This window comes from Paenibacillus taichungensis (assembly GCF_013359905.1).
In the GTDB taxonomy this organism is placed as follows: Bacteria; Bacillota; Bacilli; order Paenibacillales; family Paenibacillaceae; genus Paenibacillus; species Paenibacillus taichungensis.
On record NZ_JABMCC010000118.1, the window covers coordinates 978374 to 994360 of the forward strand.

Sequence of the window (15987 nt, forward strand, 5' to 3'; positions counted from 1 at the left end):
ATTTCTCTATGTATCTACCATCATTTCGCACAGCACCACATATCATACACGCTTTTGGGATTGAAGTACATCACGTAACCCTGACATTTGTTAAGGTTTGCGCATGCAAAAAAAAGCGCAGGTACCTTGTCGGCACCTACGCTTTTTATTCACAACAGATTACTGCTGCTTATTCTCTGCAATTTCGATCAGTTCCTTGACGGCCACACTGACCATGATCAGTCCGGCTACCGGAGGAACAAAGGCGTTACTCGCTGGCGGCTGTTTGGCCTTGCGAATCTCCGGCGCATTCTCAGGAACGATTTTTTGCGTTACATCTGCACGCGGTTTCAATGGTTCTTCGGTGGAGAAGACCACTTTCACACCTTTTTTGATGCCTTCTTTCCGCAGTTTTGTGCGGACAACACGGGCAATCGGGTCCATGGTCGTTTTCGAAATATCCGCAACCTGGAATTTCGTCGGGTCCATTTTGTTTGCCGCACCCATGCTGGAGATCACCGGAATCTTCCGTTTCAGGCATTCCTTGATGAGGTGGATTTTGTAAATGATCGTGTCCGAAGCATCCAACACATAATCCAGCTCATACTTGAACAATTCCTCATACGTTTCTTCCGTGTAAAACATATTCAGCGCAATTGCATCGCACTCTGGATTGATGAGCTTCACCCGCTCTACCATCAGATCTGCTTTTTTCTGCCCAACGGTCGTGGTCAAAGCATGAATCTGACGATTGATGTTGGTGATGTCCACCACGTCTTTATCAATCAGAATGATACGTCCAACACCGCTACGGGCAAGAGCTTCTACTGCAATACCGCCCACGCCGCCGATGCCGAGCACAGCTACTGTACTATTTTTCAAAGCATTCAGACCTTCAGGTCCGATTGCCAGTTCTGTTCTTGAAAATTGATGGAGCATTGAGAATCGATGCCTCCTTTATTTCTTTTCCGCCACCGGTTTACGGGCTACGCGGATGTGAAGTTGTTCCAATTGGGAGTTATCCACTTCAGAAGGTGCATTCATGAGCAGATCCGTTGCACTTGCCGTTTTCGGGAAGGCAATCGTTTCACGCAGATTCGTGCGACCTGCCAGCAGCATCACCAGACGGTCGAGACCAAAAGCGATTCCACCGTGTGGTGGCGTTCCATATTCAAATGCTTCGAGCAGATATCCGAATTTCTCGTTGGCTACTTCCGGAGAAAGTCCCAGAGCAGCGAACATTTTTTCTTGAACATCACGTTTGTAGATACGCATCGAACCGCCGCCCACTTCATAACCATTCAGAACGAGGTCATAGGCTTGAGCGCGAATAGCACCCGGATCTGTATCAAAAAGATGTACATCTTCGTCTTTAGGACGTGTGAATGGATGGTGTTCTGCTACATAACGTTTGGCATCTTCATCGTACCCGAGCAATGGGAAGTCCACAACCCATGCAAATTTGAATTTGCTGTCATCGATCAAGCCCAGTTGACGACCGATTTTCAGACGAAGTGCGCCCAGTACATCTGCAACCACTTTTTTGGTGTCAGCAGAGAAGAGCAACAAGTCGCCTTCTTCAGCGCCAGTACGTTCTTTGACTGCTTCGATCTCTTCTGGCGTAAAGAACTTCACGATTGGTCCTTTGAACTCGCCATCTTTTACTTGAATCCATGCCAATCCTTTTGCACCGTAACGCGCTGCGAATGGTCCGAGGTCATCGATTTCTTTACGGCTCCATGTACCACAGCCTTTGGCGTTCAATACTTTCACTTCTCCACCTTTTTCAATGACAGAAGCAAATACTTTCACACCACTGTTCGCTACGATATCGTTCATTTCAACCAGTTCCATGCCAAAACGCAGATCCGGTTTGTCTGAACCGTATTTGCCCATAGCATCTGCATACGTAATCCGTTGGAAAGGCAGTTCCAGCTCAATACCTTTCGTTTCACGCAGCAATTTGGCCATCAGTTCTTCCATCATTGGCAGCAGGTCATCCTGTTGCAGGAAGGAAGTCTCGATGTCGACTTGAGTGAATTCCGGTTGACGGTCCGCACGCAAATCTTCATCACGGAAACAACGAGCGATCTGATAGTAACGCTCAAGTCCGCCGACCATCAGCAATTGTTTGTAAATTTGCGGGGATTGCGGCAGGGCGAAGAATTCACCTTCATGCACACGGCTTGGTACGAGATAATCACGCGCACCTTCCGGGGAGCTCTTGGTCAGAATTGGTGTTTCTACTTCAACGAATTCTTCTCCATCCAGATAATCACGGAACACTTTGGATGCTTTGGAACGCAATTTCAATGTTTCAAACATTTCCGGACGACGCAAGTCCAGGTAACGATATTTCAAACGAAGGGACTCGTCGACTTCCACACCATCTTCGATGAAGAATGGAGGAGTTTTTGCCGCGTTCAGTACTTCAATCTCGGTAATTTGCACTTCGATTTCGCCTGTAGGCAAGTTTTTGTTTACGGTCTCTTCGTCACGTTTAACCACTTTACCAGTTACTGCGATAACGTACTCGCTCCGCACTCTGTCAGCGATTTGCAATGCTTCGCCAGAGTAAGCCGGGTTGAAAACAACTTGTACAATTCCGCTGCGGTCACGCAGATCGATAAACAGTACGCCCCCCAGGTCACGGCGGGTCTGTACCCAGCCGTTCAATGTTACGGTCTCACCGATGTGTGCGGGTGTTAAGGCGCCGCAATGATGACTTCTTTTCATAACCAAACTCCTCTTATGTGAATTTCCGTTCTGTATGGGCGGGCAGAGCCCGCTTTTCAACAGTGCGGTTGCGTGAAGACGATTTTATTCGAAAAGGCATGTTACCTCCGACTCGTCAACTTCCGATTAATCGGAAACATTGGTGAACCTCAGTAATTTTGCCGGATCAATTGTTGCTATTTTACAGTTTCAAACTCTTGCTTATTTACTTTCGCGTATAGCAGATACCAGATCATCCAGCTTCAAGGTTTGTTGTTCACCTGTATCCATGGACTTCAGGGCAATTTCCCCGCGCTCCAGCTCATCATCACCCAGAATGGCAGTGTAACGGGCTTTGAATCGGTCAGCAGATTTCATCTGAGCTTTCATCTTGCGACCGAGATAGTCGCGTTCACCGGACAGACCGGATTGACGAAGCTTAAACAGCTGACGGTTGACTTCACGATCGGCAGCTTCACCGAGAGCAACAAAATACACATCCAGTGGAGCAAGGGAACTAACATCAATGTTCTGGTGTTCCAGAATCAGTTGAATACGCTCCAGACCGATACCGAAACCAATACCAGGCTGATCCGGTCCACCGATATCTCCAACGAGGCCATTGTATCTGCCGCCACCGCCGACTGTATCAATCGCCCCAATACCTTGGGCTTTCAGTTCAAAAGCAGTCAATGTGTAGTAATCCAAGCCACGTACCAGACGATTGTTCACCGCGTAATCTACGCCAAAATCATCCAGATACTCTTTCAGCTTAGCAAAGTGGTTCAATGATTCTTCATCCAGACTATCCAGTATGGACGGTGCCCCTACGAATTTGTCCTGATCAACTTTGCAGTCGAGCACACGCAGCGGATTACGTTCCATCCGGGATTGGCAGTCCTTGCACAGGCTGTCCTTCATCGGTCTGAGGAATCCAAGCAATTTTTCGCGATATTCTGCACGGCTAGTTGGGTTACCCACCGAGTTGATCTCGACTTTGACATCTTTCAATCCCAGTTCTACACACAGTTGATACCCAAGCGCAATGACTTCAGCATCAATCGCTGGATCAAGGGCTCCGATAGCTTCTACACCGAACTGGTGGAACTGACGCTGGCGACCTGCTTGCGGACGTTCATAGCGGAACATCGGACCGATGTAATAGAGCTTGCTCACATCCGGTTCGCCATAAATTTTATTTTCCACATAAGCGCGGACAACACCCGCTGTACCCTCCGGACGAAGGGTCATGCTGCGGTCGCCTTTATCATTGAAGGTGTACATTTCTTTTTCAACAATATCGGTTGTTTCCCCAACGCCTCGTACAAATAAAGAAGTCTGTTCGAAGATCGGTGTGCGGATCTCGCGATAATTAAAACGGCGACACAGATCACGTGCTTTTTCCTCTACGAACTGCCACTTTTCCACAACACCAGGCAGCAAGTCCTGCGTTCCAGTCGGTTTTTGAAAAGCCATCTTTCATCCCTCCAGCATCTATTTTTCTCTGTATAATAAGTTGTTCCAGGACTGTTACACCTGCCCACTCCGATTGAAGTACCATCTTCCGATCGCTGTTATCCCCAGATTTTTTAATTCCATTTTCAATGGGGAAATCCGGTGATAACATATGCTTCCGAAGCAGCTTTCTTTCAGAAAGCTTTTAGCCAAACGCTTCGCTTCTACAGATTGGTTCTGCAATCTCCGTTACGGTATAAATGTTAGGATCAACTTATATAACAAAAAAATCCCTCGCCCTGTCGCTGTATAAACAGCAAACAAAGGGACGAGGGATTGTGTTTACACATTCACCCGTGGTACCACCCACATTCCGGAATCCCTGACACTTTCGCCGTTCAGGTGATCATGTGATGATCTAAGATTGCTCCAGGCAATCCGATCAAACAAATCATTCCGCTCTACGTATAACGCACGCCCTGCGCAGGCCAGCTAATGACAATCAGATATAAATCCAATGTGTTCGCTGTCTGTTCTCGGGGAAGTCATTCGTCCGCTCATCAAGAGAATCCTTACAGCCAAGGGATTCCTCTCTGTTCATGTGGGCACGGAGTACTTGGTCCCGTCATCAAATCATCAAGTTATATGATTACATGTTATTATATAACGTTTAAAGTTAATTTATTTTCTGATTGTAATGAACCGCAGTGCTAAAGTCAAGGGCTAACACAAAAAGATAGCATTAGAAAAAAATTCTCACACGCCGTACGAGATGCGGAGTCCACAGAAATCAAAGCTAATAGAAGCTGGATTCATCAAATGAATTCCAACTTCTATTGTTTTCTTATATCTCTATTGTTTCAGCATCCACTTCAGCAAATCCGGCACATTCGCCCATAGACGGGAGTGTATAATGACATATTCAATCGCTTCGTCAGAATTGCCCATTCCGACAAAATCAGGGAGGTTATGCGGCAGCCGCTTCAAACCCAGCAGATAATCAGGCACATGTTTGTTCACACCCTGGGCCACACGGTACAGCCTTTTGAGCTGGGAGGTGATTCCGCTCCTCTTATACTCCAGAATGATCTTGTCATAGGCAAAGGCGGCTGTGGCGTCACCTTTCCCATACTTCTCCATCAGTTGCTCTGCCTGCTCCAATTGGTTGCTGTACAAATACACAGCAGCGAGCAGGTAACGCGCTCCGGTATTGTCTTCCGTATTAAGCTCCAAAATATGCTCCAGGATTTGTGCCGCTTCTTTGGCATCTCCGCCAAACCAGCAGGATTCGGCGTAGCTTTTGCATATCCTGATATATGGACGAGTCTCATGAAGCGCCCAAAAGTTACCCTTATTCTTCTCAAAAAACAGTTCGCCCAGTTCGTGTTCGCCAGCAGCGATTCCGGCCTTGAGGTAAGCTCGTGCATCAGACTCATTGTCCGATTCCTCAGCCAGAATACGATATGCATCAGAGCTGTCAGAATACATCTCCAGGGCCGTTTTCGCCAGCTGTATTCTGCGTTTGGAAGAACTGGATTCCATCGCCTTATGTAGCAGAGCCTGCGCTTTGTCCTTCGATGTGCCTGGGCTGTTCAGAATCATCAGCTCGTCTGGTTCGCCACCCATGCCGTATTCTTCGATGTACTCGAACATCTCCTTAACCTTTCGGGAGATCGTTGATGTCGTTACCTCATATTTACCTGACAGCTCAGCCTTTGAGACATTGAAGCCGTACTCCTCGGACAGCAAATACTCGATTGCGGCGCAGAACGAGCCAGTCTTCTTGACAGTAGGGCGGGTCTGACGGGAATAGCCATTCCAAAGCATCAGAGCTTCCAATATCAGCTCCCGCTCGTAATGGTTCCTCATGTTCTCAATAAGCTCCAGGGCCAGCTGTTCGTGAGCCGTATGCTCCCATTTCAGTTCGCTCGCCACCATCTTTTTCAGCTTGGTCAGGGTCAGTTTGCTCTCAGGCTGAATCGAGGCTTCCTGAACTGGTTGCTCCGTTGATATCAGCCCCAGTATGGATTCTACCGCAGAAGGCTCCTTGCCCAGACAGCATTTCTTATATTTTTTCCCGCTTCCGCACGGGCATAAATCATTTCTTCCAACCTTACTCAAAACTAATTCCCCCTTAAATCTGTCACTAGCCATTTGCATGAGAATACTGTTGCTTTAGCACTATAGGTGTCATTTCTCCTACAAGGCATTCTATATAATTTACAATTTCCAGCATCAAGCAGAAACGGTTGCCCCGCTCTTATATAAGGGCGGGGTCGTTCAGCGAGTATATGTTCATCTGGAATATGACGATCACTCTGGCTATGAATTCCTCACACTCTTTATCATAGGATTGGATTCGCCTGAGCCCAATCGTTGGAAGCTTGATTACCGTCCATTGTAGCCCAACTATGAAAACAAATCGCTTTAAAATACTTAAACCCATTTCTCTATTCTAGCAAAAATTTAAATAAGGGGTAAGCTTCGCCCAAAACATATAAATTTTCATCTCAAAAAAAAAACCTGCACACGGTGTGCAGGCTCAAAGGATATATAAAAAAAGGGGGTCATGTGTGTTATTATAAACGGGCTATGTTAAAGGCTTATGTAACTAATATTACAGTAATATTACAAAAATGATAGCGCTTTATAATTTGTTGTTTTCTCCATTATAAAAGCCCATGCAGAGTGTCCTGACATGGAAGTCAGACCCTGCAAGGGCTTCATACTACGTATTAATTCAATTCTTCCACATAAGCTTGGTTGGAACGAAGTTTATGAACGATTTCCTCATAATCCTCATCCCTTACTTTGGCAGACAAAACATAATGCAGATCGTCATAGTCAGCCGAGGACACATCCGCAGCATCCAACAGATCGCCTTCCTCATTAACATTATCTCGGGTACCTCGCTCGGTATCACGATCCACATTGCTGACGACCGGAATTACATTTTCGCTGGCGGGAACCCCAGGTGCTGCACCCACACCCATGGCTCCATTGGTTCCTACGCCACCCGCTGTGTTATAAGGCACCAAAGGTACCATAATCCGTTTGTCTCTGCCAACCGCGCTATCCAGTTGCCCTACTTCCAAATGCTCTGTACGGAACGTCTGAAGTGAGGTTCTTGCCCCCTCTGCCTCGTCCTCGGTCCGAAAATACGCCTGAATATGTTTTGTCATGTCAAACCCTCCTTTATCGGAATAAATGCTTGGTGAAACTAAAACTTAGAAGCTTTGAGCTTCAATCTACATTTTAATCAATAATCACATTAACGTACGGCCCGTCCCAAGTCATTAAATGACTTTTAACAACTCGCGGACAAATGCCGGTTCATCTGCAGGCGTACGGGATGTAATATAATTGCCATCTACTACAGCTTCATGATCCTTGAATTCTGCCCCTGCGTTCACCATATCATCCTTGAGCGGTGGATAGGATGTAATCGTACGGCCTTTCAACAGATTCGCACTTGCCAGAATTTGCGGGCCGTGACAGATCGCAGCGATTGGTTTCTTCGCACTGTTGATCTCTGTTACGAATTTCAGAATATGTGCGTCTGTACGCAAATTTTCAGGAGAAGATCCACCTGGAATGACAACTGCGTCGTAATCCGAAGCCGAAACCTCAGCGATCGCTTTGTCCGAAGTATAGGAGGCTTTACCACCTTTACCTTTCAGCGTCTCTCCTGCTTTCAAGCCGATAATTTCCACGTCGTGTCCGGCTTTTTTCACCTCATCATATGGAACCTGCATTTCCGAATCTTCAAAATCATTCGCCAATAAAAAAGCAACTTTACTCATAACGTATGTTCTCCTTTCCGTGTTCGAAATTTCTTGAAATCGGGTATTCGCAGAAATTGTTGGTGTACATTTCTTGTTCATTGCCCGTAATAAATACTGAACCTGGCACGCCATCGTGCCTCGTTCTGTTATTACCCTAACCAGAGCCGTTTATAACATGACGAACCTGTATTATTTTGACTATGATCAGACCATCCGATTCATCAACAGTTAAGCTCCATAACAAAAAAAGTCTTGATTCGATAATCGAATCAAGACTTTTCATTCATTACAAATGGTCAGCACTCAGTCACGCGGAAGACGGCTCTGTTCCCCTTTGTCCGAATCCTGAAGGGCCCAGATCGTTGTTGCACACTCGGCAGCAGCGCGGGCAAGTTTCAGGGACTCATACAGGTTTCCAGGCAGAAGCAGAGGTTCTATTCGGGAACGTGTTTCCTTGACGGATTGGCGCATAATGGTTGGGATACTCCTTTGATCATCTTATGTTAATGAACCGAATTATCCCTCATTATGGCCTGTTCCCCAATCAATTATGCATGCGTTTCTTGACGAATAGGGCTTTCGAGCATTAAAGTCACGGGTCCCCAATTCGTGAAAGTCACATCCATCATCGCTCCGAAACGTCCGGTTTCCACCTGAATTCCTTTATCACGTAACAGCTGATTAAACGTTTCATACAACAATTCTGCCGCTTCAGGTCTGGCTGCAGCTGCAAAGCTTGGGCGTTTTCCTTTACGACAATCTCCGTACAATGTAAATTGTGAGACAGATAATACAGCCCCGCCCACATCGATCAAACTAAGATTCATCTTTTCCTGCTCATCCTCAAAGATTCGAAGTCCAGCGATTTTGTCTGCCAAATATATAGCATCCTTCTCCGTGTCCTCATGTGTAATTCCCACAAGCAACATCAACCCGGATTCAATTCTCCCCGTCAGCTCGTCTCCAACGGTCACCTGAGCCTCTTTACAGCGTTGTACAAGCACCCTCATCTTACAGGCTCCTTACTGCATAATCCGATGCACAGAATAGACATCTTTCACCCGTTTGATCCGTTCCACAACCGAATGCAGATGCTCCGTATTACGAATCAGAATTGTAACGTGCACCAATGCTAATTTATTTTTATCTGTACGTCCGGTGACGGCAGAAATATTGGTTTTACTTTCGGAAACAGCCTGAAGCACTTCATTGAGCAAGCCGTTGCGATCATGACCCGTAATCTCAATATCCACACTGTAGTTGGCTTCAATATTCTCTTCCCACTCGACTTCAATGACGCGAGCTGCTTCTTCCCCATCCGTACTGGAAGGAATATTTGGACAGTCCGTTCGATGCACCGAAACCCCACGTCCACGTGTAACATACCCGATAATAGCATCCCCTGGTACAGGGTTACAGCAGCGCGCAAAACGAACAAGCAAATTGTCTATACCTTTGACACGAATGCCATTCGTCGGACGGTTTTTGCGTTCAGGTGCAGGCTTCAGCTCACGCATCTCGGAGTTCAGCTCAAGCAAGCTGGATTCTTCCTGCTCCTTGCGAAGTTTCTCCGTTGCTTTGGTCACGATCTGTGCAGCCGTAATGCCACCGAATCCAACAGCTGCGAGCATATCTTCAATATCATTGAAGGCATACTTTTTGGCTGCTTCCTGCAACTTATCGTCGGTCATCCAAGCAGATGGATCAAGTCCCATGCGCTTGAGTTCACGTTCACAACTGTCGCGTCCTTTTTCAACATTTTCTTCCCGCCGTTCCTTCTTGAACCATTGCTTGATCTTCGCTCGTGCGTGAGAGGATTTTGCAATTTTAAGCCAGTCCTGACTCGGTCCGTAAGAATGTTTGGACGTCAAAATTTCAATGATATCACCCGTTTTGAGATGATAATCGAGTGGAACGATACGACCATTTACTTTGGCACCAATCGTCCGATTACCCACCTCTGTATGGATTCTATATGCAAAATCCAATGGAACAGATCCAGTAGGCAATTCGATAACTTCCCCTTTTGGCGTGAATACAAAGACCAGATCCGAGAAGAAATCCATTTTAAGCGATTCTACAAATTCAGACGCATCCTGCGCTTCATTTTGAAGTTCAAGAATCTCGCGGAAGAACGTAATTTTATCTTCAAAATTATTTCCGTTTCCGTTCGCAGCGCCTTCCTTGTAGGCCCAGTGAGCAGCAATACCGAATTCAGCGGTGCGGTGCATATCCCATGTCCGGATTTGGACTTCAGTCGGTTCCCCATTCGGACCTACGACTGTGGTATGCAGCGATTGATACATGTTCGCCTTCGGCATCGCGATATAGTCCTTGAAACGTCCTGGCATTGGTTTCCATAACGTGTGTATAATGCCGAGGGTAGCATAACAATCCTTGATGTTATCCACAATAATACGAATCGCAAGCAGATCATAAATCTCGTTAAACTGTTTGTTTTTCGTTGTCATTTTTTTGAACACGCTGTAGATGTGCTTAGGACGTCCCGACAGATCTGCCTGAATTCCCATCTCATCCAGCTTGCTTGTAATACCGTCCATAACCGTATCAATATATTGCTCACGTTCCGCACGCTTCTTGTGCATCAGGTTTGCAATCCGGTAATATTGCTGCGGATTCAAATAACGGAGGGCGATGTCCTCCATTTCCCATTTGATTGCAGAGATACCCAGACGGTTCGCAATCGGACAGAAAATCTCCAACGTTTCATATGAAATACGGCGCTGGCTTTCTTCCGACTGAAACTTGAGTGTCCGCATATTATGCAGACGGTCAGCCAATTTGATCACGATGACACGGATGTCCTGCGCCATGGCGATGAACATTTTGCGGTAGTTCTCGTTCTGCTGTTCTTCCTTGGAGCGGAACTGAATACGTTCCAGCTTCGTCAAGCCGTCAACAAGCATGGCACACGTATTGCCGAAATGATTGCGGATTTCTTCAAGTGAAACCGTAGTATCTTCTACTACATCATGAAGAAGCGCTGCAATTATGGAGATGGTGTCCATCTGCATGTTTACAACAATATCGGCAACCGCAAGCGGATGCAGAATATACGGTTCTCCCGATTTTCGCGTCTGTCCATGGTGGGCCTGATCAGCAAATTCGTAAGCTTCTCGTATGCGCACCAGATCGGGTTCTTTGATATATGCCCCGGCCTTCTCGAGTAATTGCTCTATGCCCATTCTGATCTGTTCCGTGTCCTTTCTATACAAAATGGAACCCGTGACATAATATCAACACAGGTTCCCCGTAAAAGTAATTTCCTATAATTATGACGCTTCGCCCGTTTCCCGTCAACTACTGACGAATAAGAGCACATATCCAATTTTTTTATACGTTATGTGCCATTCCCGAAAGATGTTGCCCGATATTCAACAGAGGTCGGAAATCCTCCTCATTTATTATGTATTATTACCGTTATTTGCCGAAATAGAAGGATCCATTCGCAAAATAAAAATGGTTTAGCAGTGCTTAGTGGAAAAATGTTATTGCTAAATGAAGAGAAACTCTGTACTATATTGAAGATTTGTGTTTCGGAAAAAAGGAGATGAACATTCATTGCAACGTGAAATTCAGGTTAATCAAAAAATGCCGCTTGGCTCAGGATCGCTGCTGAGTCTCCAGCATTTGTTCGCCATGTTTGGCAGTACGGTACTCGTGCCGAACCTGTTCGGTGTCGATCCAAGTATGATCTTGCTTATGAACGGTATTGGAACATTGCTGTACATACTCATGTGTAAAGGAAAGATTCCGGCCTATCTTGGGTCAAGCTTTGCTTTTATCGCACCTGTTTCTTCCGTGTTAATCGCACACCCTGATAACGGATACTCCATGGCACTTGGAGCGTTCATCGTAACAGGCGTTGTTTTCTGCATTGTAGCTCTTATCATCAAGTATGCGGGGACAGGTTGGATTAACGTGGTATTCCCGCCAGCGGTTATGGGTGCTATTGTTGCCCTAATCGGTCTCGAACTTGTACCTGTGGCAGCAGGAATGGCTGGTCTGATCAATTCAAACCCTGCTGAGAACCCAGACTGGGTACCTCAAGCCAAACCAATTATTTTAGCCATGGTTACTCTTGGTATCACTGTTATTGGTGCAGTAACCTTCCGTGGGTTCCCCAAGATCATTCACATTCTAATCGGGATTGTATCCGGTTACGGGCTTGGGTACTTTATGGGTGAGGTAAAAACCGAGAATATAGTGAACGCTGACTTTATCTCGCTGCCTACTGTAACGACACCGACATTTGACTGGTCTGTCATCTTTACCATTTTGCCTGTCGCCCTTGTTGTCATTGTTGAACACATCGGACATCTGCTTGTAACGAGCAGCATTGTGGGCAAAGATCTATCCAAGGACCCAGGTCTGCATCGCTCCCTGCTTGGGAACGGCGTTTCAACTATTCTTTCCGGTTTTGTAGGATCCACACCGAATACAACTTATGGTGAGAATATTGGTGTTATGGCTCTGACACGGGTTTACTCGACGTATGTTATTGGCGGCGCTGCCGTTATCGCGATCGTGCTTTCGTTCTCAGGTACGTTCTCGGCACTTATAGCTAACATTCCCGTTCCGGTTATGGGTGGTGTGTCTTTGCTTCTGTTCGGAGTAATTGCGGCATCTGGTTTGCGTATTCTGGTCGAACAGAAAGTGGATTTTGCCAAACCTACCAACTTGTTGCTAACTACCCTTGTACTCGTCATCGGACTCAGTGGTACTGAGATCACATTTTATGGTATTCATCTCAAGGGAATGGCTCTGGCAACCATCGTCGGAATTCTGCTGAGCTTGTTGTTTAAATTATTTGAAGTACTGGGTTGGTCGAATGATCAAACGGAGAAACAGCCTTTAACCGAGAAAACTCCGGATTGATTTCTTGCCGACTAATTTTGAACGAACAATGTTTATTCATTCTTCATCTTATACATCGTACAATGCAAAAAGCCTGCTCTCTAACCTTAACGGGTTGAGGGACAGGCTTTTTTGTAAATAGTTAATGCTGTATATTATTTCCCGGGAAACGGGAGATCCAGTTCACATGATTTAACAGCAATAAATGCCAGAATTCTAGTAGTTCATCAATGTAAATACATCAATACCCGGCAATTTTGCACGTCCATTTAAATCAGACAGCTCAATCAGGAATGCTGCACCTACAATCTTGCCACCCAATTGTTCAATCAGGTTAATGGAGGTAGCAATAGTTCCGCCTGTCGCCAGCAGATCATCCGCAATCAGGACATTTTGTCCTTTTTCGATCGCATCTGTATGCATAGCAAGCGTATCTTTGCCATATTCAAGATCATAACCGACTTCGATCGTCTCTCCAGGCAATTTTCCACTTTTACGGATCGGAGCAAAACCGACACCCAGAGCGTACGCCAGAGGAGCGCCCACAACGAATCCACGTGCTTCAGGTCCAGCAATAACGTCAATTTTGAGATCCGAAACCATTACTTTCAGCTCATTGATCGCCTTGCGGTACATTTCTCCATCCTTCAACAATGTCGTAATGTCTTTGAAGCTGATTCCCGGTTGTGGAAAGTCAGGAATGACACGAATATAATCTTTAAAATCCAAAATAATCTCCTCCTAAAATAAATAGCACAACTTCTATCTAAGATACGCCCTTCATCCGGGATATCATCCATTGTGTCAGTTGAGGGGTCGATGCATCCAGCATCACCTGCTCTGTCTCGGCCATGCTCTCCAGCGCCTGATATTGACGCGAAGCGGTTAGCTCACGCTTGGGTGGGTTATCCACAAACACAATCTTTCCAGCTTCTCGGGTTATGAACGATAACTCCTCAAAAACATCCAACATCATAGTAATCATGCGCGGCGAGCAGCCACACTGACGACTGAGCACAGGAGTGATCTCTTGTTCCTCCACGGGTTCAGCTCTCCATTTGGACACCAGCATATAAATACGCTTGAAGAGTTCTCTGGAAGGCATCTGAAGGCGATCTCGGCGGTTGCCTGATCCGTGCAGAAGGATGATATTCTCGGCTCCGCTGAATAAAGCCAGCATTGCATCAAGTTGTTCCGGGGTTTCCGGCGTATCAAACACAAATAACGTCCGGACCTGTTCCTGCCCATAATGCTGCGCGGCAGCATTGCACGGAAACAAACCGACCTTTCTATCATATACCCAAAGGCACGGTTCATACAATGAATTTCCCTCGGAAACATTCGTTTCTTTCCGAACGATGGCACCAATTGAGCCTGACTTGTATCGTAAATGTATTTCAAGTGAACTCAAGAACTGCTTCATCGCGTTCAGAGGCTCCGTACTACCTCGCAAATCAAAAACTTGCGCATGTGGAACCTGAATGTCCTGCAGCATTAATTGTGGTTTCCTCATCCCGTTCCACTCATTTACAGACAACTCGCCCATAACATCAATGATGGAGCCTGGAGGCAGAAACTCAGCCAATGCTCCTTTGCCAAAAGCGACCGTCTCCAATTGCAGGCCATCCTGCTCCAAAACCAGTTTCAGATGACGTTTTTCCCGTCCCATCGTCCGTGTTTCTTTTACAGTCACATTGCGCAATACAAAACGTGGAGATGGATTACTCATGCCAAACGGCTGGAGTCTGTCGATCTCTTGAATGACCTGCAATGGTACATCACTGATTCTGCATTCGTCATCTGCTAGACGATGGGGCACAAAGTCCTCCTCTGTCAGTACGGATGCCGCAAACTCATTCAGTCCGGCTTCCAGCTCTTTAAGTTGATCACGATGAAGGCTCATGCCTGCTGCAGCTGGATGACCACCATAATGGTCCATCGTGTGTTTGCAAGCAGTTAATGCCTCATAGATGTCCAGACCCTCTATGGAGCGTGCTGAGCCTTTACAAGCGCCACTTTCCGGGTCAATGCCCAGGATAAGCGTTGGCCGATAATATCGTTCAAGTAACTTGGAAGCAACAATACCTACAACTCCAACATTCCAGCCTTCTCCCGCCAAAACGATGACATCCGGCACTGCTCCGGAATTAAGCTGGATTTTCTGCTCCAACTGGGTTGTCGCTTCCAGAAGTATGCCCTCAACAACCTGTTGCCTTTCACGATTCAGCAAGTCCAGTTGGCCTGCCAACGTGTGTGCCTCATCCAGATCCTCGGTTGTAAGCAGCGATACGGCTCTGCCAGCATGATCCAGACGTCCGCTTGCATTAATACGCGGAGCCATGGCAAAGGCAATATTGATTGAGGTGACCTGAGTTTGATCCACACCACTAATTTCAAGCAGAGCACTAATACCAGGCAGACGTGTACCTCGCATGGACTCAACACCATAACTAACGATAACCCGGTTCTCGCCTTCCAAAGGCATCAAATCGGCAACCGTACCAATAGCGGCAATTTCCATCCATTCTCCAGGCACTTCTCCAATCAATGCCTGAGCCAACTTCAACGCTACACCCGCACCAGCTAACCCTTTAAAAGGGTAAGGACAGTCCGGAAGCTTGGGATTAATAAGCGTATAAGCCTCAGGCAAAACTTCAGGTGGTTCATGGTGATCCGTCACAATGACTTCCATTCCCAGTGTTGCAGCATAAGCAATCTGCTCTACCGCACTGATTCCGGTATCAACCGTAATCACCAGCGTGACTCCTTGTTGATGAGCCCAATCTAAGGCATGATTGTGTAACCCGTAACCTTCATTGGAACGATGAGGGATATAAATATCATAAGAAGCACCAAGATAACGCATCAGATGGATCATCAGGGATGTACTGGATACTCCGTCCGCATCGTAGTCCCCATATATTAAAATATGTTCTTCACGCTCAATAGCCAGCTGGATTCGGGGCACAGCTTCTTTCATGCCTAGAAGCAGATAAGGATCATGCATCTGATTCAGATCAGGATGCAGAAATTGTTCTGCCTCTGATTCATTATGAACCCCTCGACTGACCAGCAAACGTCCAACAAGTGATGAAACGGAAAGCGCCTGCGAGAGTCCCGCAGCCGCCTCCAAATCGATATTCGGTGTGTTCCACCGGTATTGCGAATAAAGCAA

At 46.4% G+C, this 15987-nt stretch carries 12 protein-coding genes; 1 reads left to right on the forward strand and 11 read right to left on the reverse strand.

Annotated features, from left to right (window positions below):
• Positions 1-159 precede the first annotated feature (159 nt).
• The 9 genes from HP548_RS27555 to HP548_RS27595 form a co-directional block, all read right to left on the reverse strand.
• Positions 160-918: a tRNA threonylcarbamoyladenosine dehydratase gene (locus HP548_RS27555; protein ID WP_076287755.1), complete on the reverse strand. Its 759-nt coding sequence runs from the start codon at positions 916-918 to the stop codon at positions 160-162.
• 18 nt (positions 919-936) lie between these two features.
• On the reverse strand, positions 937-2715 hold the full coding sequence (gene aspS, locus HP548_RS27560; protein ID WP_063567716.1) for an aspartate--tRNA ligase: 1779 nt from the start codon (positions 2713-2715) through the stop codon (positions 937-939).
• A gap of 201 nt (positions 2716-2916) precedes the next feature.
• Positions 2917-4170 (reverse strand): histidine--tRNA ligase, encoded by a 1254-nt coding sequence (hisS, locus tag HP548_RS27565; protein ID WP_175383397.1) that lies wholly within the window; start codon positions 4168-4170, stop codon positions 2917-2919.
• 831 nt (positions 4171-5001) lie between these two features.
• A complete protein-coding gene (locus HP548_RS27570; RefSeq protein ID WP_175383398.1) occupies positions 5002-6270 on the reverse strand; it encodes an SEC-C metal-binding domain-containing protein in 1269 nt (422 codons plus the stop codon).
• 614 nt (positions 6271-6884) lie between these two features.
• The gene (locus tag HP548_RS27575; protein ID WP_175383399.1) at positions 6885-7331 is read right to left on the reverse strand and encodes a hypothetical protein; all 447 of its coding nucleotides are present in this window, start codon (positions 7329-7331) and stop codon (positions 6885-6887) included.
• 114 nt (positions 7332-7445) lie between these two features.
• Positions 7446-7952, reverse strand: a complete 507-nt coding sequence (locus HP548_RS27580) for a type 1 glutamine amidotransferase domain-containing protein (protein WP_053779112.1) — start codon at positions 7950-7952, stop codon at positions 7446-7448.
• Between the two features lie 285 nt (positions 7953-8237).
• Positions 8238-8405, reverse strand: coding sequence for a hypothetical protein (locus HP548_RS27585; RefSeq protein WP_160319650.1), 168 nt, complete (start codon positions 8403-8405; stop codon positions 8238-8240).
• 77 nt (positions 8406-8482) lie between these two features.
• Complete coding sequence (dtd, locus tag HP548_RS27590; protein ID WP_076287751.1) at positions 8483-8944, reverse strand: D-aminoacyl-tRNA deacylase; 462 nt, start codon at positions 8942-8944, stop codon at positions 8483-8485.
• Positions 8945-8956: 12 nt separating this feature from the next.
• Complete coding sequence (locus HP548_RS27595; RefSeq protein ID WP_063567711.1) at positions 8957-11140, reverse strand: RelA/SpoT family protein; 2184 nt, start codon at positions 11138-11140, stop codon at positions 8957-8959.
• A gap of 376 nt (positions 11141-11516) precedes the next feature.
• Between HP548_RS27595 and uraA the strand changes: the two genes are divergently transcribed.
• Positions 11517-12833, forward strand: a complete 1317-nt coding sequence (gene uraA, locus HP548_RS27600) for a uracil permease (RefSeq protein WP_076287750.1) — start codon at positions 11517-11519, stop codon at positions 12831-12833.
• Positions 12834-13028: 195 nt separating this feature from the next.
• Here the strand turns inward: uraA and HP548_RS27605 are convergent, their stop codons facing one another.
• Positions 13029-13541, reverse strand: coding sequence for an adenine phosphoribosyltransferase (locus HP548_RS27605; RefSeq protein ID WP_024633046.1), 513 nt, complete (start codon positions 13539-13541; stop codon positions 13029-13031).
• Positions 13542-13578: 37 nt separating this feature from the next.
• Complete coding sequence (gene recJ, locus HP548_RS27610) at positions 13579-15987, reverse strand: single-stranded-DNA-specific exonuclease RecJ (RefSeq protein WP_076287749.1); 2409 nt, start codon at positions 15985-15987, stop codon at positions 13579-13581.

Coding starts and splice junctions, on each gene's coding strand:
- HP548_RS27555 (WP_076287755.1), bottom strand. CDS start 918: ATGCTCCATCAATTTTCAAGAACAGAACTGGCAATCGGACCTGAAGGT.
- aspS (WP_063567716.1), bottom strand. CDS start 2,715: ATGAAAAGAAGTCATCATTGCGGCGCCTTAACACCCGCACACATCGGT.
- hisS (WP_175383397.1), bottom strand. CDS start 4,170: ATGGCTTTTCAAAAACCGACTGGAACGCAGGACTTGCTGCCTGGTGTT.
- HP548_RS27575 (WP_175383399.1), bottom strand. CDS start 7,331: ATGACAAAACATATTCAGGCGTATTTTCGGACCGAGGACGAGGCAGAG.
- HP548_RS27580 (WP_053779112.1), bottom strand. CDS start 7,952: ATGAGTAAAGTTGCTTTTTTATTGGCGAATGATTTTGAAGATTCGGAA.
- HP548_RS27585 (WP_160319650.1), bottom strand. CDS start 8,405: ATGCGCCAATCCGTCAAGGAAACACGTTCCCGAATAGAACCTCTGCTT.
- dtd (WP_076287751.1), bottom strand. CDS start 8,944: ATGAGGGTGCTTGTACAACGCTGTAAAGAGGCTCAGGTGACCGTTGGA.
- HP548_RS27595 (WP_063567711.1), bottom strand. CDS start 11,140: ATGGGCATAGAGCAATTACTCGAGAAGGCCGGGGCATATATCAAAGAA.